The organism is Companilactobacillus mindensis DSM 14500, from assembly GCF_001434275.1.
Classification (GTDB): domain Bacteria; phylum Bacillota; class Bacilli; order Lactobacillales; family Lactobacillaceae; genus Companilactobacillus; species Companilactobacillus mindensis.
This window is the reverse complement of the sequence record NZ_AZEZ01000013.1, coordinates 73,919-93,964: the sequence shown is the minus strand read 5'-3', so window position 1 is coordinate 93,964 and position 20,046 is coordinate 73,919. Positions and strand designations below refer to the sequence as shown.

At 39.3% G+C, this 20,046-nt stretch carries 20 protein-coding genes; 8 read left to right on the top strand and 12 right to left on the bottom strand.

Annotated features, from left to right (window positions below; all coding sequences use genetic code 11):
- Nucleotides 1-47 precede the first annotated feature (47 nt).
- The 4 genes from FD29_RS02380 (at nucleotide 48) to FD29_RS02365 (ending at nucleotide 3,490) form a co-directional block, all read left to right on the top strand.
- The gene (locus tag FD29_RS02380; RefSeq protein ID WP_083477739.1) at nucleotides 48-983 is read left to right on the top strand and encodes an L-lactate permease; all 936 of its coding nucleotides are present in this window, start codon (nucleotides 48-50) and stop codon (nucleotides 981-983) included.
- A gap of 238 nt (nucleotides 984-1,221) precedes the next feature.
- Nucleotides 1,222-1,530: an ArsR/SmtB family transcription factor gene (locus FD29_RS02375; protein WP_057887383.1), complete on the top strand. Its 309-nt coding sequence runs from the start codon at nucleotides 1,222-1,224 to the stop codon at nucleotides 1,528-1,530.
- Nucleotides 1,531-1,591: 61 nt separating this feature from the next.
- Complete coding sequence (locus FD29_RS02370; protein ID WP_057887382.1) at nucleotides 1,592-2,800, top strand: NADH:flavin oxidoreductase/NADH oxidase family protein; 1,209 nt, start codon at nucleotides 1,592-1,594, stop codon at nucleotides 2,798-2,800.
- Nucleotides 2,801-2,818: 18 nt separating this feature from the next.
- A complete protein-coding gene (locus FD29_RS02365; RefSeq protein WP_057887381.1) occupies nucleotides 2,819-3,490 on the top strand; it encodes a type 1 glutamine amidotransferase domain-containing protein in 672 nt (223 codons plus the stop codon).
- Between the two features lie 94 nt (nucleotides 3,491-3,584).
- On the opposite strand, the gene gap is transcribed toward FD29_RS02365, so the two are convergent.
- Entirely contained in the window at nucleotides 3,585-4,595 is a 1,011-nt protein-coding gene (gene gap, locus FD29_RS02360) for a type I glyceraldehyde-3-phosphate dehydrogenase (RefSeq protein WP_057887380.1), read from the bottom strand.
- A 108-nt stretch (nucleotides 4,596-4,703) separates the two neighbouring features.
- Between gap and FD29_RS02355 the strand changes: the two genes are divergently transcribed.
- Both FD29_RS02355 and FD29_RS02350 read left to right on the top strand, forming a co-directional pair.
- The gene (locus FD29_RS02355) at nucleotides 4,704-5,561 is read left to right on the top strand and encodes a helix-turn-helix domain-containing protein (RefSeq protein WP_057887379.1); all 858 of its coding nucleotides are present in this window, start codon (nucleotides 4,704-4,706) and stop codon (nucleotides 5,559-5,561) included.
- 79 nt (nucleotides 5,562-5,640) lie between these two features.
- Nucleotides 5,641-6,012 carry a hypothetical protein gene (locus FD29_RS02350; protein ID WP_057887378.1) on the top strand — a complete coding sequence of 124 codons (372 nt, stop codon included), beginning with the start codon at nucleotides 5,641-5,643 and terminating at the stop codon, nucleotides 6,010-6,012.
- A gap of 178 nt (nucleotides 6,013-6,190) precedes the next feature.
- Here FD29_RS02350 and FD29_RS02345 read toward each other — a convergent pair whose 3' ends face one another.
- From FD29_RS02345 to tyrS, 6 genes are all read right to left on the bottom strand, one after another.
- Complete coding sequence (locus FD29_RS02345; protein WP_057887377.1) at nucleotides 6,191-7,351, bottom strand: quinone-dependent dihydroorotate dehydrogenase; 1,161 nt, start codon at nucleotides 7,349-7,351, stop codon at nucleotides 6,191-6,193.
- The gene (gene pyrE, locus FD29_RS02340) at nucleotides 7,351-7,989 is read right to left on the bottom strand and encodes an orotate phosphoribosyltransferase (protein WP_057887376.1); all 639 of its coding nucleotides are present in this window, start codon (nucleotides 7,987-7,989) and stop codon (nucleotides 7,351-7,353) included. The genes FD29_RS02345 and pyrE overlap by 1 nt, the downstream gene beginning before the upstream one ends.
- Nucleotides 7,989-8,681 carry an orotidine-5'-phosphate decarboxylase gene (pyrF, locus tag FD29_RS02335; RefSeq protein ID WP_057887375.1) on the bottom strand — a complete coding sequence of 231 codons (693 nt, stop codon included), beginning with the start codon at nucleotides 8,679-8,681 and terminating at the stop codon, nucleotides 7,989-7,991. Before pyrF ends, pyrE begins: the two co-directional genes overlap by 1 nt.
- A 16-nt stretch (nucleotides 8,682-8,697) precedes the next feature.
- Nucleotides 8,698-9,972, bottom strand: coding sequence for a dihydroorotase (locus FD29_RS02330; RefSeq protein WP_057887374.1), 1,275 nt, complete (start codon nucleotides 9,970-9,972; stop codon nucleotides 8,698-8,700).
- Entirely contained in the window at nucleotides 9,932-10,879 is a 948-nt protein-coding gene (locus FD29_RS02325) for an aspartate carbamoyltransferase catalytic subunit (protein ID WP_057887373.1), read from the bottom strand. Before FD29_RS02325 ends, FD29_RS02330 begins: the two co-directional genes overlap by 41 nt.
- 268 nt (nucleotides 10,880-11,147) lie before the next feature.
- Complete coding sequence (gene tyrS, locus FD29_RS02320; RefSeq protein ID WP_057887372.1) at nucleotides 11,148-12,392, bottom strand: tyrosine--tRNA ligase; 1,245 nt, start codon at nucleotides 12,390-12,392, stop codon at nucleotides 11,148-11,150.
- Between the two features lie 344 nt (nucleotides 12,393-12,736).
- On the opposite strand from tyrS, the gene FD29_RS02315 reads away from it, so the two are divergent.
- Both FD29_RS02315 and FD29_RS02310 read left to right on the top strand, forming a co-directional pair.
- Nucleotides 12,737-13,309, top strand: a complete 573-nt coding sequence (locus FD29_RS02315) for a histidine phosphatase family protein (protein WP_201780220.1) — start codon at nucleotides 12,737-12,739, stop codon at nucleotides 13,307-13,309.
- A 94-nt stretch (nucleotides 13,310-13,403) separates the two neighbouring features.
- Nucleotides 13,404-13,988, top strand: a complete 585-nt coding sequence (locus FD29_RS02310; RefSeq protein WP_057887370.1) for a histidine phosphatase family protein — start codon at nucleotides 13,404-13,406, stop codon at nucleotides 13,986-13,988.
- A 231-nt stretch (nucleotides 13,989-14,219) separates the two neighbouring features.
- Here the strand turns inward: FD29_RS02310 and FD29_RS02305 are convergent, their stop codons facing one another.
- From FD29_RS02305 to tuf, 5 genes are all read right to left on the bottom strand, one after another.
- Nucleotides 14,220-15,029, bottom strand: coding sequence for an SLAP domain-containing protein (locus FD29_RS02305; RefSeq protein ID WP_057887369.1), 810 nt, complete (start codon nucleotides 15,027-15,029; stop codon nucleotides 14,220-14,222).
- 96 nt (nucleotides 15,030-15,125) lie between these two features.
- Nucleotides 15,126-15,713: a ribosome biogenesis GTP-binding protein YihA/YsxC gene (gene yihA / locus FD29_RS02300; protein ID WP_057887368.1), complete on the bottom strand. Its 588-nt coding sequence runs from the start codon at nucleotides 15,711-15,713 to the stop codon at nucleotides 15,126-15,128.
- Nucleotides 15,714-15,761: 48 nt separating this feature from the next.
- Nucleotides 15,762-17,009: an ATP-dependent Clp protease ATP-binding subunit ClpX gene (gene clpX / locus FD29_RS02295; protein ID WP_057887367.1), complete on the bottom strand. Its 1,248-nt coding sequence runs from the start codon at nucleotides 17,007-17,009 to the stop codon at nucleotides 15,762-15,764.
- A gap of 146 nt (nucleotides 17,010-17,155) precedes the next feature.
- Complete coding sequence (gene tig, locus FD29_RS02290) at nucleotides 17,156-18,442, bottom strand: trigger factor (RefSeq protein ID WP_057887366.1); 1,287 nt, start codon at nucleotides 18,440-18,442, stop codon at nucleotides 17,156-17,158.
- A 212-nt stretch (nucleotides 18,443-18,654) separates the two neighbouring features.
- Entirely contained in the window at nucleotides 18,655-19,845 is a 1,191-nt protein-coding gene (gene tuf, locus FD29_RS02285; protein ID WP_057887365.1) for an elongation factor Tu, read from the bottom strand.
- Nucleotides 19,846-20,046 lie beyond the last annotated feature (201 nt).

The following is a 20,046-nucleotide window of genomic DNA, read 5'->3' as shown; positions in this document are numbered from 1 at the left end:
AAAGTTCTAAGTAAAGAGTTTAATCTTTACTTAGAACTAATCTTAGGTTGTTTCCTTGGACATTATTTATCGGTATTATTTACAGTTTATCCGCACTGTTAGTAGCCTTCACGCTCAGTTACGAATTCGTCTCCATTCTGGCACCATTTATCACGATAATTATTGCTATTATCTCGATCAAATTTAAATTTCTCTTGCCAAAGTCGATTTTTCAAAATCCTTGGTCTACATCGACTAAAGAAATCAAAGCTTCAAAAAATTCAATGTCGCTTTTGACTGCTTGGTCACCCTACATCTTCGTTATTCTCTTGTTACTAGCGACGAGAACGATCATGCCATTGAAAAACTTCCTAGTTACTAACGTCAATTTATCTTGGAAAAACATCCTTGGTTTCTCCCAAATAAATTCCGATTGGGAATTCCTGTATTCACCCGGTACCTTGTTAACTTTGGCAGTATTATTTGGTTTATTGATTCAAGTAAAATCACTCAAAAGCTTTCTACCTACCGCTAAAAAGGTGATTTTTTCCATGAAATCAACTGCCATTGCTTTAATCGTGACGTTGATCATGGTACAAATTTTCACTAATTCGGAACTCAACTTGGCTAAATTACCTAGTATGCCAGTCTTTATCGCCAAAGTAATCTCCAAATACTTATCATCGATTTGGATCATCATCGCTCCATTCTTAGGTCAATTAGGGTCCTTCGTTACAGGTAGTACAACCGTTTCGACTTTAACCTTTGGCCAGATTCAAGCTGATATTGCCACTAATGCAGGAGTTCAAAAAGAACTCGTCCTAGCAGCTCAATTGATTGGTGCAGCCGCTGGTAACATGATCTGTGTACACAATATCGTTTCCGTCAGTTCGGTTGTCGGCTTATCCGGTCAAGAAGGCAACATCTTACGCAAAACCGTTTTACCTGCTTTGACTTACGGTTTGCTCGTCGGGATCGTTGGCTTTATCTTCACATTAATTTAGAGAGTGGAACAAGCTCGATCAGATTCTGAGCAATTATCTAGACTTAAAAATTAACATAAACAATCCCCTCTGGTTCTGCACTTAGAATCAGGGGGGATTGTTATGCCTAAGGCCTTTCTCTACCTCATTTGGCTTCCACAATGACAAGTAAATTAATAATTTTTCAAATTATTTGTTGACATTACCATCGCCACAAAATATAATACGTTTAAACCTATGAACGTATAGGAGGAAAAATATGGCTGAAGAAACAATGGCAATCTTTAAACGTGGCATGCCGATCTTTTCGATCTTCCAAGATGAAAACCGGCAAAAAATCATCTTGTTGCTCTGTAAAGATAAAGAATTGACTGTTAATCAAATTACTGATCAATTGGATCTTTCTCGTCCGGCAGTCTCACATCATTTGAAATTGATGCTTGATGCAGGTGTTATCACTGTCAATAAGGTCGGAAAAGAGCGCTTTTATCAAGTATCATTGGATGATACAGTGCACTTATTAAAAGAATTGACTAAATCACTCGAAGAAAGTATTTCATCTAAATAAGGTGAAATTATTTTTTTGAAATATAGGTTCAAAAGTTTAAACTTATAAACAGGAGAAAATTATGACAAACATTTTTGATTCATTACAACTAACTGACAGTACTACAATTAAGAATCGCTTCATGAAAGCCGCTATTAGCGAAACTATGGGAGATAAAAATTACCGCCCTACCAAAGAATTGATCGATCTCTACCGAGCTTGGGCTAATGGTGGCACTGGTCTTCTCATTACTGGTAACGTAATGGTCGACCAAACTGCCCGTGGCGAATTCGGCAACATCGTAATCGAAGATACTAGAGATTTGGACTTACTCAAACAATGGGCTCAAGCAGGAACAACTAACGGTGCCAAAATTTTCATGCAATTAAATCATCCCGGCAAACAATCACCAAAAACTATCAGTAAACAGCCTGTATCTCCTAGTGCCGTTGCTATGGCCGGATCCAACAGTTTTGCTTTCAACCCTCCACGTGCACTCACTAATGTAGAAATCAAAACTATCGTTCAAAAATTTATCAATGCAGCCGTTGTTGCTAAAAAAGCTGGTTTCTCTGGCGTTGAAATCCACGCGGCTCACGGATACCTTCTCAGCCAATTCTTATCACCGCACGACAATCAACGTGTCGACGAATACGGCGGCAGTTTAGAAAACCGGATGCGCATCTTAGTTGAGATTTATACCGGCATGCGTGAAAAACTTGGTGACGACTTCCCGATTGCTCTTAAAATCAACTCATCAGATTTTCGTGAAGGTGGCTTCTCAGAAGAAGATTCACTCAAAGTTATTCAAAAGATGTCTCAATTAGGGATTAACTTAATTGAAATTTCCGGTGGTAACTATGAAAAACCAACTGTTCAAGGCATCGGTAAAGGAGCCTTCTTCATCGACTATGCAAGTAAAGTTAAAAAGATAATTGACACACCAGTCGCTGTCACTGGTGGCTTCAGTACCGCTAATGGAATGTCGAAAACAATTGAAAATAACGAAGCTGACTTGATTGGTTTAGCTCGGCCACTTGTAATGGTACCTGATTTGCCAAATCAATTTGAAACTGGTAATTTTACTGTGGTCAACTTACATCATTTAACAACTAAGATCAGCGGTCTTGATAAAAAGATCGGCTCATTAGTTGGACTGAGCTATTATCAACAACAAATGCGCCGTATCGCTAAAGGATTGCCCGTTCAAGTTACTGACAATGCCTGGAGTTCTCTAGGATTTGCTTTTAAGAAACAGGGCCTATCGGCTTTGATCCCTCAACGTGGATAAACAGAAAGGAAATAATTTATGAAAAAAATCTTGGTCGTTCTAACAAATACAACTCGCTATCATGGTACCAACGATGCAACTGGCTTGTGGCTGAGTGAAGCTACTGAATTTGTCGATGAAGTTACAAAAGCCGGTTTCCAAGTCGACTATGTCAGTCCCCAAGGTGGATTCGTCCCATTAGATCCCCGTAGCATGAAATACACCAGTGGCCGCGATTTACAAATTTATGAAAGTAAAGACTTTCAACAACGTGCTTTAATGAACTCTCTCAAACCTAGCGATATCGATCCTAAAAATTACCAAGCCATCTATTATACTGGTGGTCACGGCGTGATGTGGGACTTCCCTGATAGCAACGACTTGCAACTGATCACTCAAAAAATTTATCAACAAAATGGCTTCGTAACCTCAGTTTGCCACGGTATCGCCGGATTATTGAATGTTAGAGTTGATGACCAATATTTGATCAGAGATAAAAAAGTTACCGGTTTTACCACTGCTGAAGAAATTCTAGCTGGTAAGAAAAAAGTTGTTCCCTTCTTAAACCAACAAGTTGCCACTGAACACGGCGCCAAGTTCCAAAAGAAACGTGCATATAAAGAATATGCTGTAAAAGATGGTCGACTGATCACGGGACAAAATCCCTTTTCTGCTCGGGCAGTCGCAAATTTATTATTAAAAAATATATAGCCAAAAAACTGGTTTGCACATTAACATAAAATCACCTCTGATTCTCGAGTACAGAATCAGGGGTGATTTTTGATACTATATTATGTTCTATTTTCTAAATTCGAGCAAATTTATCCAAAAGGCGGATCATTTGGCTAGTAAAACTGTATTCATTGTCATACCAAGCAACCGTCTTAACCAGTGTCGTCTCGCCAACATTAGTAACTTCAGTCTGTGTTGGATCAAAAATCGAACCGTAAGTTGAATTGATGATATCGCCTGAGACGATTTGACGATCATCGTATCCAAATGAAGGATTATTTTGAGTGTGTTCGTACATCTTTTGGTTGACTTCATCAACTGTAACATTTTTCTCAACTACAGAAACTAATTCGGTCAAAGAACCATCCGGAACTGGAACACGTTGGGCATGACCTTTTAACTTGCCGTTCAATTCGGGAATTACCAAACCGATAGCTTTGGCAGCACCAGATGAGTGAGGAATAATATTTGTAGCGGCGGTTCTAGCGGCACGCAAGTTATTGCCACGAACTGGTCCATCTAAGATCATCTGTGTGGATGTATAGGCGTGAACAGTTGTCATTGTTCCAACTTTGATACCGTAATCTTGATTCAAGAAGTAAGCCATTGGTGCTAAACAGTTAGTCGTACAAGAACCCGCTGAAATGATCTTATCATCTTTATTCAAGGTATCATCGTTGACATTGTAGACGATCGTCTTCATTTGACCAGCCGGTGCCGAGACGATAACTTTTTTGACACCAGCATCTAAGTGCGCTTGAGCTTTTTGGGTCGATGTATAAAAGCCAGTACATTCCAAAACAATATCAACGCCGTTATTTTTGACCCAAGGAATTTCTCTAGCATCAGGTTGAGCATAAACTCGAATCTTCTTCCCATCAACCACGATCGAATCTTCACTTGCAGTTACCTTTTTATTGAAAGTGCCGTGGGCTGAGTCGAATTGTAACAATTGCGCCAACATTTGCGCGTTCGTTAAATCATTGATGGCAACGACTTCAACATCGCTATCGATCTCACTGATCCTTCTGAAAGCTAATCTACCAATTCTACCAAATCCATTAATACCAACTTTTACTGTCATTTTTCTGACCTCCATGTCTTTATTACATGAGTAATCATAATTTGAAATGGACTTTGATAAAATGGTATAAATGAAATAGTTAACTATACTATTTGTTAGGAGCTTATTATGCCTCAAGTAGACCGTCACAAAAATCGTCAAGTAGAAATCGAATTCGACGCCAATCAAAAACTTTTAAATTTGCCACAAGATGCTCGCCACACGTTGATCTTGATCACTCAAGGAGAAGTACTCGCCACCGTCAACGGTCATCCTATCAATGTAAATCCGCCCAGTGTTCTCTGTATCAAATCCGGTGATCAATTGAAATGGAAAAAGGTCAAAAATTTAGCCGCTTCTTCCTTTTCGTTTAATCCACTATTTTTGAATACCGTCCGTCTGTCACAAAAAACTGATCTCAACGTACCCAATACCCCTAAGATCAAAGAAGGCTTGTCACTTTTTGAAAATAATGCTGACCACATTGGCTTAATCAAACTGGATGACGAACTCTATCCCAAATTTCTTCAATGGTTCTTTACCCTAGGTATGGAAGTTCAGGCTCAAAGCGATGACCTTTGGGTATGTCGGATCAAGCAGTATTTGATTCAGATCTTCAATTTACTCAAGCAACTGGAAAAAGACACTCAAAATTCAGCTATCGATCAAGCCTTGCGCTTTATTCACAGCAACTATCCATCCCCTATTCGTTCAGAGGATCTGACTGACTTGACTCATTTGAATCGGGTCACTTTAAACGACCAATTTAAACAACGAGTCGATCAAACAGCCATGCAATACTTATTGTCTTATCGATTGAACATTGCCGAACAAATGCTGACGCATACAGGGATGAGTTTGAACGACATCGCTCTAGCAACGGGTTTTGAGTACGACACTTACTTTATGAAACAATTCAAACAACACAACGGCATGTCGCCGACCCAATATCGCAATGTCACACGTGAAATAGCTGCTGCTCAATAGAGCTTTCTGATTAAATCTTTACCAAAAAAATGTTATTATTTCCCCAATAAAAATATTCATTCTTCAGGGAGGTAATCTCATGGAATTAGGATCTTTAGCTGAATGGGTCGAAGGCCTGGGTGAACTGCTAGCTGTTTCAGTCGCTTTGTTTCTTCCCTATTACCAGCAGCACAAGCAGACTAAGGAAAAAAATCAGCGGGCCAAACAAGTTATTATTGGCTCGACTAATACCTTGCTCAGTCAAAATGAAGTTGCTGGTACGGCTAGTTATCGCGAATTGGCTGGTTTCGTCTCGATTTATATGGTCTTAGTAACTAATGACAAGGCCGGTGAAATAATCACCCTTGGCAGCGACATCATCGATATCATCAACAATCAAACCCACTTATCCTCTGAACAAATAGCTCAGATAAAGAATAAATTAGCTGAACTAGATGCTATCAAACCTTAAAAAAATCAATAGAGAGCTGAGCAAACCGATTAGATTCTGAGCAATTTCCAGGTCGTAGTAATACGCAGGAATCTAGTTTGTGTAACTCGTTTCAAAAAAGGTCAACTTTCGAGCATTAACGCAAAGACGCCTCTGATTCAGCATCGAATCAGAGACGTCTTTTTGTATAACGATATGATTAAGCTTCTTCGTGGAATGAGGCACCCGAATTAGCATCCAATTCAACTTTTTCAGTTGATTCGATTTCATCCACCTTAATATCTTTTTCATCCCTGACTGGGGCTTTTACAACCGTTTCTGTATAGTTGTTGGCCACCTTATCTATCACGTTTTCTTTGGAAAGATAAGTATTGATGTCATTCATCAAAGTTGGTCCGTTGTAAATAAAGCCTGTGTAGACTTGAACTAAGCTGGCTCCCGCTTCCAAAGCAGCTTTGGCATCTTCAGGTGTAAAGACGCCACCAGAGAACATGATAGGCAGGTCTGGATATTGTGCGTGGATACTGCGTGTCAAGCTTAGCGATTTCTTAAAAATTGGCTTACCACTTAGGCCACCGCCTTCATTACGATGAACTGATTGCAAATGGTCATGGACTTCACTAGGATTTGAAGCTGTATTGGTCAAAATAATTCCGTCCATCAAACCGTCAGTTTCCTTGATCAATTCAATCAATTGTTCTGTGGTAATGTCGTTGCCGAACTTACAGAAAACTGGCTCCTTGATATGCAAATTGTGGATCTTTTGAAGTAATTTACGAGCAACAGTAACTTCTTGCAAGGCAGTAACACCCTTTTGATTAGGGCAACTTTGATTCAAGGCAATATAGTCGCCAAAAGCATGAATTTCCTTGATGTCATCCACCATTTCAGCAACCATCTCGTCACTGCTCAAGCCATGTCCAGGCGCAACGCTGATACCGATTTTAACGTGTTTAGGCGTATTGGCTAAATGCTTTCTTGTTTCTTCAACCCCGAGGTTGTTGAGTCCCATGCGATTGATAATGGCGTTATCTTCGGGTAAACGGAAAATCCGTTTCTTCTTGTTGCCAGGTTGATCGTGTTTAGTAATACTGCCAATTTCCACGAAACCAGCTCCTAATGCACCTAAACTGTTGTAAAATTCTGCCTTCTTATCGAAACCGGCTGCGATGCCAATTGGTGAATCAAACGTTACACCTTTAACAGTTACTTTAAGATTGGCTCTTTTTTTAGTTTGAAACATTGTTCTAAGAACTTCAGGCGTCTTGTTGAACATCTTCAAACCGGTAGCAACGATATGGTGATCTACTTCGGGGTCCATTTTAAAAATTGCTGGACGAACTAATTTATATAATTTCATTATTTACCCCAACTTTCCGGATCTTGATACCACTGTTGTAATAATTCCATATCGTTTGCTTCAACATAATCATTCTTTTGAGCAACTTTGATCATTGTTGGATAGTCGGTCAAAGTGAACAACTTGGTATCAGCATTTTTGAAGTTGACTGTGCTCTCTGGCAAACCGTAAGAAAAAATCGCTACGGTACCGATAACTTCGCCGCCTTCTTCTCTAACTGCTTTGACAGCCTTTAGAATACTGCCACCAGTCGAAATCAAATCGTCGATCAAAACAACTTTGTCGCCTTTTTGACAGCGTCCTTCGATTTGACTCTTTTTACCGTGGTCTTTTTTCTGAGGACGAACGTAATTCAAAGGCAGATTCAAGATATTTGATACGCCAGTTGCGTGAGGGATCCCAGCAGTTGCTACGCCACCGATAACTTCAACGTCTGGATAGTGTTCTTTGATCAATTCGGCCAAGTCATGAGCAATTGTTTGGCGGAAATCTGGATAAGCAATCGTCAAACGGTTATCAGTATAAATTGGTGCCTTGATGCCGCTGGCCCATGTGAATGGTGCTTTGGGACTCAATGTCACCGCCTTGATATTTAATAATTGTTCGGCAATATTTTCTGCTACTGCTAATTTATCCATTATTTATTCCACTCCTTACAAATATTGACATATGCTAAATGACCATCTGAAACTTGGGTGATCGGACGACCGACAACGATAGCATCACTGCCTAATTCTTTGGCTTGAGCCGGTGTAGCGACACGCTTTTGATCACCAACTTGAGCTGACTTAGGTCTGATACCTGGGGCTACGCATAAGAAATCAGGGCTAGTAACATCTTTGATCATAGGAACTTCCAAAGCTGATGAGATGACTCCGTCGGCACCATTATCAAAGGCTAATTTTGCTAAATGAGTGACATAATCTTGTGATTTCAAAGGAACTTGCAATTCGTTAGCTAATTCGTTTTGTCCCAATGAAGTCAGTTGCGTTACGGCTAATAGTTTTGTCTGTGAACCGTCTAATCCAGCTTTGGCAGCTTCGATCATCTCGGCCCCACCGGAAGCATGGACCGTCAGCATCTGAACATCCCATTTGGCGATCATTTCACAAGTTCTTCTAACCGTATTAGGAATATCGTGCAATTTAAGATCTAGGAAGATATTGTAGCCACGTTCGCGTAAATTTCTGACGAATGGATAACCGAATTGACAAAACATTTCCAAACCGATCTTCAAAAATAATTTTTCATCTTTGGGAAATTGATTCAAAAAATTAATACACTCAAAGTCATCTGCAAAATCTAATGCTACTATTACTGGTTTGTTCATATTTACCCCTCACTCATTATTTTGAATAAACTAATTCTCCATTAACATATGTCTTTAAAACTGTTCCGTAAACTTTTTGACCGATAAAAGGACTGTTGGTACCTTTCGAAATAAAGTCGGCCTTGTTGATCTGGTATTCATTATCCAAATCGATGATTGTAAAGTCAGCCGGTTGGTTAAGCTTGATCGTTCCGACTTCTGTTAGATTGAATAACTTAGCTGGATTGCCTGCCATCAACTGCAAAAGCTTTTCCAAACTGATCAAACCGGTTTTAACTAATTTGGTATACATCAGTGGAAACGACGTTTCAATTCCAGTGATACCAAAGGCACTCTTTGCAAAACCTTGATTCTTCTCATTTTCAGCATGTGGCGCATGGTCGGTAGCTATCATGTCGATCGTACCGTCTTGCAATCCTTTTATCAAAGCTAACCGATCCGTTTCCGAACGCAATGGCGGATTCATCTTGAAGTTAGCATCGTCAGTCAAAATATCTGCATCGCTCAAGAGCAAATGGTGTGGCGTAACTTCGCAAGTAACATTGATACCAGCATCTTTAGCCATTCGTACTAGCTGTATGCCATCGGCGGTTGAAATGTGACAGACATGATAATGTACGCCGGTCTCTTTGGCGAGAACTAAGTCTCTAGCCAACTGCGAAGTTTCAGCAACTTGCTTGATACCAGGCAATCCCAAACGCTCAGCGGCTGCACCAGAGTTGATCACACCATGATTGAAAAGATTTTTGTCTTCAACGTGAGCTGCTAAGTGACTATCAATTGCGGCAATACGTTCCATCGCTTCGTACATCGTCTCGGCATTCATAATTCCGTGCCCATCATTGGAAAAGGCGAATGCCCCCAATTTAGCTAACTCTTCAATGTCGACTAATTCATCGCTAGTTTCATCTTTAGTAACTGGCGCATATTGCAATGTTTTAATAGAAGAATTTTCCTGATTCAAGCTCACTTGTTTGGCAAATTTTTCATTATCGTCTGGGACAGGGATGACATTAGGCATTGCTCCAACCGTAGTAAAACCACCGTGGGCCGATGCTAAAGTACCTGTTTTGATTGTTTCCTTATGGACTTGACCGGGTTCTCTGAAGTGAACGTGAACGTCAATTAATCCTGGCGTCACTAAGTTGAAATGGGCATCGAACACTTGCATGTCGGGTGTTGCGACGATGTTTTCAGCAATTTGGGCAAACTTGCCATCTTCGATCAAGAGTTCACAGTTGATCAATTTATTAGCGTAAAATAACTTGGCGTTTTTTATCAGTAACTTCATTACCAGCGTTGTCTCCTTCCAAAACGGCATCGATCATAGCCATTCTTACGTAAACTCCGTTGTTCATTTGTCTGAAGATATACGATTTGTCACATTCAACGACATCGTCGGCGATTTCGGCACCACGGTTGACTGGAGCTGGGTGCATGATCATTGCGTCATCTTTCATCATGTTAACGCGATCCATATTCAAACCATACTTTTCAAAGTAAGCTTCTTTGGAGAAATTCCTGTTCTCTTCGGCTGATAATCTTTCGTGTTGAACTCGCAACAACATTACTACATCCATCTCTTTGCAGAGATCATCGACATCCATGTGAGGTCCCATTTGTGCAAATTCTGGCGTATACCATGAGTCCAAGCCACCGAAGTACATGTCTGCACCTAGTCTTGTTAAAATCTCGGCATTGGAGTGCGCTACTCTGGAGTGACTGAGGTCACCGATAATACCAACTTTCAATCCGGCAAAAGTCCCGAAGTGTTCGTAGATCGTCATTAAATCTAAGAGTGATTGTGAAGGATGTTGGCCAGTTCCGTCTCCACCGTTGATGATGTGGATTTTTAAGTCGTGGTTGTTAACTAGATCTTCGTAATACTTGTCTTGACTGTGACGAATGACCGCAACGGATGCGCCGATGCTTTCTTCAGTCTTGACTGTGTCGTAGAGACTTTCGCCTTTAGTTGTGGATGACGTTGAAGCTTCAAATTCAATTTCGTTCATCCCTAATTTCATTTCCGCAACTTGGAAACTTGACTTAGTTCTAGTGCTGTTTTCGAAGAAGAGATTGATAGCAAATTTGCCTTGACCGATATTAGATTTTTTACCGGTTTTGAACTCCATTGCTGACTCCATTAGGTCATAGACCTCTTGGTTTGATAATTGTGACATAGAAAGTATGTTTTTCATTGTTTTCCTCCAAATTAAAAAGGGCCAGCTTTTATCCAGCTAGTCCTTCAAAGTTTGGTATTATACACTTAACTTTTCAGACCTCACTGGATCTATTTAAAAGTACCCTGATTTTCTTTAAGTAAACAAAAAACTTCCTATCCCACAAGGAAAGGAAGTTTACACTTTTTCTGTCATATGTGTAAGTAACCTTCCAAGCCTCACAGGACTTGATTAAAAGTTTTCGTTGCAAATAATATAAACGATTTCACATTGTCAGTCAATAGTTTTATTTAATTTTAGCTAAGAAATACTTCTTCTTACCACGACGGATAACGATGTATTTACCATCGAATGAGTCTTTAGGATCGATTTCAAGCGTCGTGTCAGTCAACTTTTCACCGTTGATTCTGATCGCACCGTTTTGGATATCTTCACGAGCTTGACGTTTGGATTTGTCAACATTTGTCGCAATCAAAAGATCAACCAAGTTGATTGGAGCATTTTCAATTTCCTCACTAGGAACACCATGGAAAGCTTCAGCAACTTCCGCTGTCGTCAATTCTTGGATCTCACCAGAGAACAATACGTCGGTGATCTTTTCAGCGGTCTTCAAAGCTTCTTCACCGTGAACGAACTTAGTAACTTCTTGAGCCAAAGTTTTTTGGGCCAAACGCTTTTCAGGGGCTGTCTTAACTGATTCTTCCAAAGCATCGATTTCTTCACGTGAAAGGAAAGTAAACTTCTTCAACAAGTTAACGACATCTTTATCATCTTGGTTGAACCAGAACTGATAGAATTCGTAAGGTGAAGTCTTTTCAGGATCGAGCCAAACAGCACCACCGGCAGTCTTACCGAACTTAGTTCCGTCAGATTTCAACAATAAAGGAATTGTCAAAGCGTAAACTTTAGCATCAGCACCTTCAGCTTTGTGGATCAAGTCAAGCCCAGCAGTCAAATTACCCCATTGATCACCACCACCGACTTGTAATTGTACGTTGTGTTCGCGGTACAATGTCAAGAAATCAAGTGATTGCAAGATTTGGTAAGTGAATTCAGTAAAGGAAATTCCGGCTTCAAGACGACTTGAAATGATTTCCTTGTTGAGCATTGTGTTGACGTTGAACAATTTACCGTAATCACGCAAGAAATCGAGGATGCCGATCTGGTGCGTCCAGTCGTAGTTATTGACCATTGTGAAGCCACTGAAAATTTTATTGGCCTGGTCGCTTAAAGCTTTCACATTGTGATTAACTTGGTCCATCGTTTGCATTGGACGCTCAGCTTTTTTACCACTAGGATCACCAATTGAACCAGTAGCACCACCGATAACGATGTATGGATGGTGACCAAATTTTCCAAATCTTTCCAAAGTCATAAATGGCAACAAGTGACCAATGTGCATTGAATCCCCAGTTGGGTCCATTCCACAGTAAAGTGAGATATCTTTAGAGTCAACTAAGTCTCTTAGTCCTTTCTCATCCGATTGTTGATTGATCAAACCACGCCATGATAGTTCGTCGATAATGTTCATAAATTTTCCTCCTAATGATCATCCATGTCATAGAAATAAAAAAGCGTCCCTGCAAAATATGCAGGGACGCTCTTGGCGCGGTACCACCCAAATTCAAGTTAAATAACTTGCTCTTTACTCCTATAACGTAGGACACGAATTTCAGTCTAGTATTTGACAACTCACCCTGCTTGACTCTCACCGACCGTCAATTCTCTTTACGCTGAAGTAAGTTGCTACTTAAATTAATTAAAACTAAAATCTATTTATAAATACGATGATACACAGAGCCTGTTATTTTTTCAAGGTCTTTTTTGAAACCAATTAGTTATTGTATAATGTAACTGCTTACTTTTGAGGGGAAAATTATGAAAAAAACACTTTATATTATGCGCCACGGTCAGACGCTCTTTAACGTTCAACACAAGATCCAAGGTTGGTGCGACTCTCCTTTGACCAAAACTGGGATCCAACAAGCTAAAGTTGCCCGCCAATATTTTTTAGATCACAATATTAGTTTTGACGCCGCTTATTGCTCCACGGCTGAGCGTGCCAGCGATACCTTGGAACTTGTTACCGATATGCCTTATACACGTTTAAAAGGGCTAAAAGAATTATCCTTTGGTGCATTTGAAGGCGAACATGAATATCTTCATCCCAAAGATGATCCTGCTAAACATTTTGGCAATTATTACGTTCAATTCGGCGGCGAAGACAACCAAGCTGCCCAACAACGAGTCAATAATACGTTGACTGACATCATGCACCACGATAACAAATCCGTGTTAGTCGTCAGCCATGCTGGTGCTATCATGATGTTTTCTGACTTGTGGACTGATATGCAGAAGCTACGTCAAAGCGGCTTTACCAACTGCAGTATTTTGAAATTTACTTTTGAAGACGACAAATTCACTTTTGAAAAGATTATTAATTTTTAAATTCGAATTATAAAATAATGCCTGATGAAATTCGTCAGGCTGTTTTTAATTCCAACAATAGTAACAAATTTTAGTAAAGGATGGCAAAATTTCTATGAAAAAGACTCTCTATTTGATGCGTCACGATCAAACTCTCTTTAACGTTCAACATAAAATGCAAGGTTGGTGCGACTCTCCTTTGACCAAAATAGGAATTCAACAAGCTCTTTGTGCTAAAAAATACTTCCAAGATCAAAGTATCGTTTTTGATGCTGCCTATTGCTCCACTGCTGAACGTGCCAGCGATACTTTGGAACTTGTCACTGATATGCCTTATACACGCTTAAAAGGGCTAAAAGAACTGTCCTTTGGAAAATTTGAAGGTGAGCCAGAATATCTACGACCACAGCCAATTCCCAAATTACATTTAGCAGACTACTATGTCCAATTCGGTGGCGAGGATGACTTCGTAGCTCAAAAACGCGTCAACGATACTTTGACTGATATTATGAATCAAGATAATGATAATGTTTTAGCTGTCAGTCACGCAGGTGCTATTATCATGTTCACGGATCTTTGGGACGATTCTGATAAATTGCAACGGGCTGGATTCACCAACTGCAGCATTCTTGAATTCAGTTTTGAAGATGATCAATTTACTTTTGAAAGTTTGATAAATTTGGAATATAAAACTCGTTGATAGCATAATAAGTTTGCTCATAAATATGGTCGATTCCCATAAATCATAAAAATTAATGAGGTTGTACTTACTGGATGATTTAGGTCGTTCCAGTTAGTGCAACCTCTTTTTAAATAGTCTTATAGAAGTTATATTTCAGAATATTAATGATAACGATAAAGAACAGTGTTCTATTACCATCCCCAAAAAAATTTGAGAAAGATTCCTTAATATAGTACTAATGATTTTTTGTTATTCAATAATATCGCTTGCTTTAACCCATTCATCTGTGGCGACTCGATACATCTTGACACCATTGATCAAAGCCATTTTGTCGGTAAACCACGGAGTATTGGCCCCCAAATCCCGATTCATAACAGCCGAGCCATCTTTTCTAGTCAAATAAGCCATCTGATTCTTAGTCGTTACGACACTACGGTCCGATTTTTGAACCGAATTGGAAGCAGCGATCGGCGTTGTGGAAATCAAAGTAGCATCCTTAGCACTGATCCAATCATTGGGATCGACTCGATAATAAATCTGATTATTTCCCCAGGAAGCTACTTCAAAAATTTTCCATTCGCTGCCATAGGCTAATCCGCCCAAAGAAGTCCCAGGAACTGGATAAGTTCCAAATTCTTCACTATCTTGACCTGCAAAAGGATGGTACATTGCCCCATGTCCACTTTCAGTTTGATCATTGATTCTAACTACACCGTAAAAACGAGAACGTCCCTGTGGAACCACTGTCACATTTTGAGTACTGCCATTGGCCTGAAGACTTAAATTATCAATTGCCAAATCATATGACTTAGGAGCATTTTTTCCCAAGCTAGACAAATTAACATAATCACCCACATTTTTACCAGTTACTGTAGTTGACCCCATTTTTTTACCAGTTAAATCTTTAAAAACAATTACATTAGTAATTTGATTATTTTCAGTTGTGTCAGTTGTTTGCATGATGTCGGCTTCGGCATTGACGGTTGTGGTAGTGACTCCTGCCAGAATTAAACCCGAAATAAATAAACTGCTCAACAAAATAGATATACTTTTTTTCAAAATATTATTCCCCCTTAATTAATATACTAAAACAATCGTTTTGACAATTAAAGAAACAGCAAAAAAGCCATAGATATCAAGTATCTACCGCTCTTATTAGTCTTTCATTCTACTTTCGATCCAATCCCAAACCTCTTCTTTACCGTACTTAGTTTCCGCACTAAATAATTGTAAATTGTCGGTCTGGTTGATTCCCATAGTCTTTTTGACTTGGCTGATCGATTTGTTCCATTGGTTGCGTTTGACCTTATCCATCTTCGTTGCCACGATCAATGTTGGAATATGATAATAGCTTACGAATTGATACATGGAAATATCATCGTCACTGGGGGCATGACGGCCGTCGACTAAAATAACCACTCCCTTTAAGGGTTGGCGAGTTGTTAAATACTCTTCAATCATGACGCCAAATTCTTCACGCTGTTTCTTAGATACCTTTGCAAAGCCATATCCGGGTACATCGACTAGGTACAACAAATCTTCGATATTATAAAAATTCAACGTTTGAGTTTTACCAGGCGTACTAGACGTTCTCGCAAAGCTTTTCCGATTGATAAGTGTATTAATCAAAGATGATTTACCGACGTTAGAACGGCCTAAAAGGGCGATTTCAGGGTACCCTTCATCTGGATACTGTTTGGAACTAACAGCACTTAAATTCATTGATACATTATTTACTTGCATAATTCACCTCAATGAAGTAATTCTACCATATAAAAAAAAGGCTGCCTACTAGGCAACCTCTCCATTTTTGAGAATCAATTCTGGTTCTTTAACTTTTCTTACAGCATCCTTAGTTACTTTGACGCTTTCGACATCATCACGGCCAGGAATATCAAACATCGTATCCAGCATCGTCTCTTCAACGATAGATCTCAAACCACGCGCACCAGTGTCACGTTCGATTGACATCTTAGCGATTTCTTTAAGCGCACCATCGGTAAAGATCAAGTTCACACCGTCCAAGGCTAATAATTCCTTATATTGTTTAACTAAGGCATTCTTAGGCTTTGTAAGGATGTTTACAAGGTCTTCTTCAGTGAGCTTCTCAAGTGCAGTCACGATTGGAATACGACCGATGAATTCAGGGATAATACCAAACTTCATCAAATCTTCAGGGATGATCTGTTGCATCAAACTCTTCTCTTCTGCAACTGTAGCCTTTTGTTCGGCACCAAAGCCGATCGTCTTATCGCCTAAGCGGTTTTTAACGATCTGTTCGATTCCGTCAAAAGCTCCACCAACGATAAAGAGAATGTTAGTTGTATCGATTTGGATAAGTTCTTGTTGTGGGTGTTTTCTTCCACCTTGTGGTGGCACACTGGCGATAGTTCCTTCAAGAATCTTCAAAAGTGCTTGTTGCACACCTTCACCGGAAACATCACGGGTGATTGAAACATTTTCACTCTTTTTAGCAATCTTATCAATTTCATCGATATAGACAATTCCGTGTTCAGCCTTGTCGACATCAAAGTCAGCATTTTGCAAAAGCTTTAGTAAGATGTTTTCGACATCCTCACCAACGTAACCAGCTTCAGTAAGCGTAGTTGCATCAGCAATTGCAAACGGAACTTGTAGAATACGAGCCAAAGTTTGAGCCAAGAATGTCTTACCGGAACCAGTAGGTCCGATCAAGGCAATATTACTCTTTTGTAATTCTGTCTCGCCATCTTTGAGATGTTCCATTTTATTAATTCTCTTATAGTGATTATAAACAGCAACAGACAACGCACGTTTAGCATCAACTTGACCGATCACGTATTCATCAAGGATCTTCTTGATTTCAACAGGTGTAGGGATGTTGTCTAAATCTAGTGGTGCTGCTTCATTTAGTTCTTCATCGATGATTTCTTTGCATAAATCTATACATTCATTACAAATATAGACACCGGGTCCAGCAACAATCTTCTTAACTTGATCTTGTGTTTTACCACAAAATGAACAGCTAATTGTGCCAGTATTTTCTGTACTATCAAACATATGCAATTTCTCCTTCAATAGTTCCAATACTTTAGAAAGTCTAGCATTGTAATAATTAAGAGTAAAGTAATTAGTTTTAAACCTCTTAGTTCAGTTAAAAAAAAGAAAGCCTTACGGCTTTCTTCAATTTTTAAGAAAAGAATCGATTACTTTTCAACAGCTGAATCAACGATCAATTCAATTGCTTTCTTAGCTGAAATATCGTGAGCCAACATTTCGTCTGTCAATGCGTTTCTAACAGCTGATTCTTCCATCTTGTATTCGTCAGCAAGTGATTTAACTTCGTCTTTGATTTCGTCTTCTGAAGGCTTGATGTCTTCTTTAGCAACGATTGCTTCGATAACCAAGTCAGTCTTAACACGTTCTTGGGCATCTTTAGCAAATTGTTGTTTCAAAGTATCTTCTGTTGTACCAGTCATTTGGTAGTACAACTTAGGATCGATACCTTGACGACGTAAGTTAGCCAAGTATTGGTTCAATTGGTTTTCAACTTCTGTGTCGATCATTGCTTGTGGAATTGAGTCGATCTTAGCATTCTTAACTGCGCCAGAAATTGCTTCTTCTTGAATGTTTTCTTCAGCAGTTTGTTTCTTTTGGTCTTTGATTTCGTCGTGAAGCTTTGTCTTTAATTCTTCAAGTGTGTCAACATTTTCGTCAACATCCTTAGCAAAGTCATCATCTAACTTAGGTAATTCCTTTGTCTTAACTTCGTGAAGTTTTGTAGCAAAGACAGCCTTCTTACCAGCTAGTTCTTTTGCTTGGTAGTCTTCTGGGAATGTAACGTTAACGTCAACATCTTCGCCAGCAGCGTGACCGATCAATTCGTCTTCGAAGCCAGGAATGAATGTACCTGAACCAAGTTCTAGTGAGTAGTTTTGAGCACTGCCACCGTCGAATTCTTTACCATCAACAGTACCAACGTAGTCAATAATTACTGTGTCGCCTTTTTCAGCTTTACCGTCTTTAAGAACAAGTTCAGCTTGTTGTTTTTGTAATTCAGCCAAACGATCTTCAACGTCAGCCTTCATAACATTACGTTTTTGTTTCTTAACTTCGATACCCTTGTATTCACCAAGTTCAACATCAGGTTTAACAGTAATAGTTGCTGTGATTGCCCATGGTTGATCTTTTTCCATTGAGTCAACAGAAATTTGTGGTTGGTCAACAGGTTCTACTTTAGCTTCACCAACAGCTTTTTCATAAGCAGCTGGTAAAACAGCGTTAAGAGCGTCTTCGTACAATGCTTCTTCACCATACATACGGTTGAAGATTTGGCGAGGTACTCTACCCTTTCTAAATCCAGGAACGTTTAGGTTTTTCTTTACACGATCAAAAGCTGTGTTCAAACCGTTCTTGATAGTTTCTTGGTCAATTTCAAATTTCAATTCACCAGTGTTATTTTCTTTTTTTGTATATTTAGCCTTAGCAGACATTTATATTATCCCTCCGGTATTTCAACAATCTCATACTTTGTAATATTACCTTAAAATGGCGATATTGTAAACAATCGACGTGATTTCCAAGTATTTTTAAAACATCATTTTTCTATTATATGATACTTTGGATCATTTTTAAATATTTATGCAATAAAAAAAGAGCTGGAATTAACCAACTCTTTTTTAAACAATCATTACTACCTTAGAAATTAGTCTAAGATTTCTGTAACAACTCCGGCACCAACAGTACGGCCACCTTCACGAACAGTAAATCTTGTACCATTTTCAATAGCAACTGGAGCAATCAAGTCAACTTCGAAAGTAACTTGGTCACCAGGCATAACCATTTCTACACCTTCTGGCAATTCAATAACACCAGTAACATCAGTTGTGTGGAAGTAGAATTGTGGACGGTAGTTTGAGAAGAATGGAGTATGACGTCCACCTTCTTCTTTACTCATGATATAAACTTCACCCTTGAACTTGTTGTGAGTTTGGATTGAACCTGGCTTAGCAAGAACTTGTCCACGTTCGATTTGATCACGGTTAATACCACGTAGTAAGATACCAACGTTATCTCCGGCTTCACCTAAATCAAGAGTCTTACGGAACATTTCTAGACCAGTAACAGTTGACTTCAATACTTCTGGCTTCAAACCAACGATTTCAACTTCGTCACCAATCTTAACTTCACCACGATCGATACGACCAGATGCAACAGTACCACGACCAGTGATAGTGAAGACATCTTCAACAGGCATCATGAATGGTTTTGTATTATCACGTTCTGGTGTTGGGATGTATTCATCAACAACATCAAGTAATTCTTCAACGTGTTTGATTTCTTCTGGGTCACCTTCAAGAGCCTTCAAAGCTGAACCACGGATAACAGGAATGTCATCCCCTGGGAAATCGTATTCTGATAGAAGTTCACGAACTTCCATCTCAACTAAGTCTGTCAATTCAGGGTCATCAACAAGGTCAGTCTTGTTCAAGAAGACAACGATGTATTCAACACCAACTTGGCGAGCAAGCAAGATGTGTTCACGAGTTTGTGGCATAGGACCATCAGTAGCAGCAACAACAAGGATGGCACCATCCATTTGTGCAGCACCAGTGATCATATTCTTAACGTAATCAGCGTGTCCTGGAGCATCGATATGTGCATAGTGACGCTTTTCAGTTTCGTATTCAACGTGAGCAGTGTTGATTGTAATCCCACGTTCCTTTTCTTCTGGGGCTTTATCGATATCAGCGTAATCTTCAGCCTTTGCTAAACCTTTGTCAGCCAAAACCTTAGTGATTGCTGCTGTTAAAGTAGTCTTACCGTGGTCAACGTGACCAATTGTCCCAATATTTACATGGGGCTTTGTTCTCTCATAATGTTCTTTTTCTGCCATTACAAAGAATCCTCCTAAAATTTCATTTCATAAGATTGATCCAAAGAAAATGTTCTTTAGACGACTCTTTACTGAAAAATTATACTACTTTCAGAGGTGAAAGCAAAGTAATTCAACGCAAATCACCGACTAAAAATATACTCTTTGGAGTATACAGGCCGTAAACGCAATTGTAAATACTCAAAGCGAAAAAACTTTAAA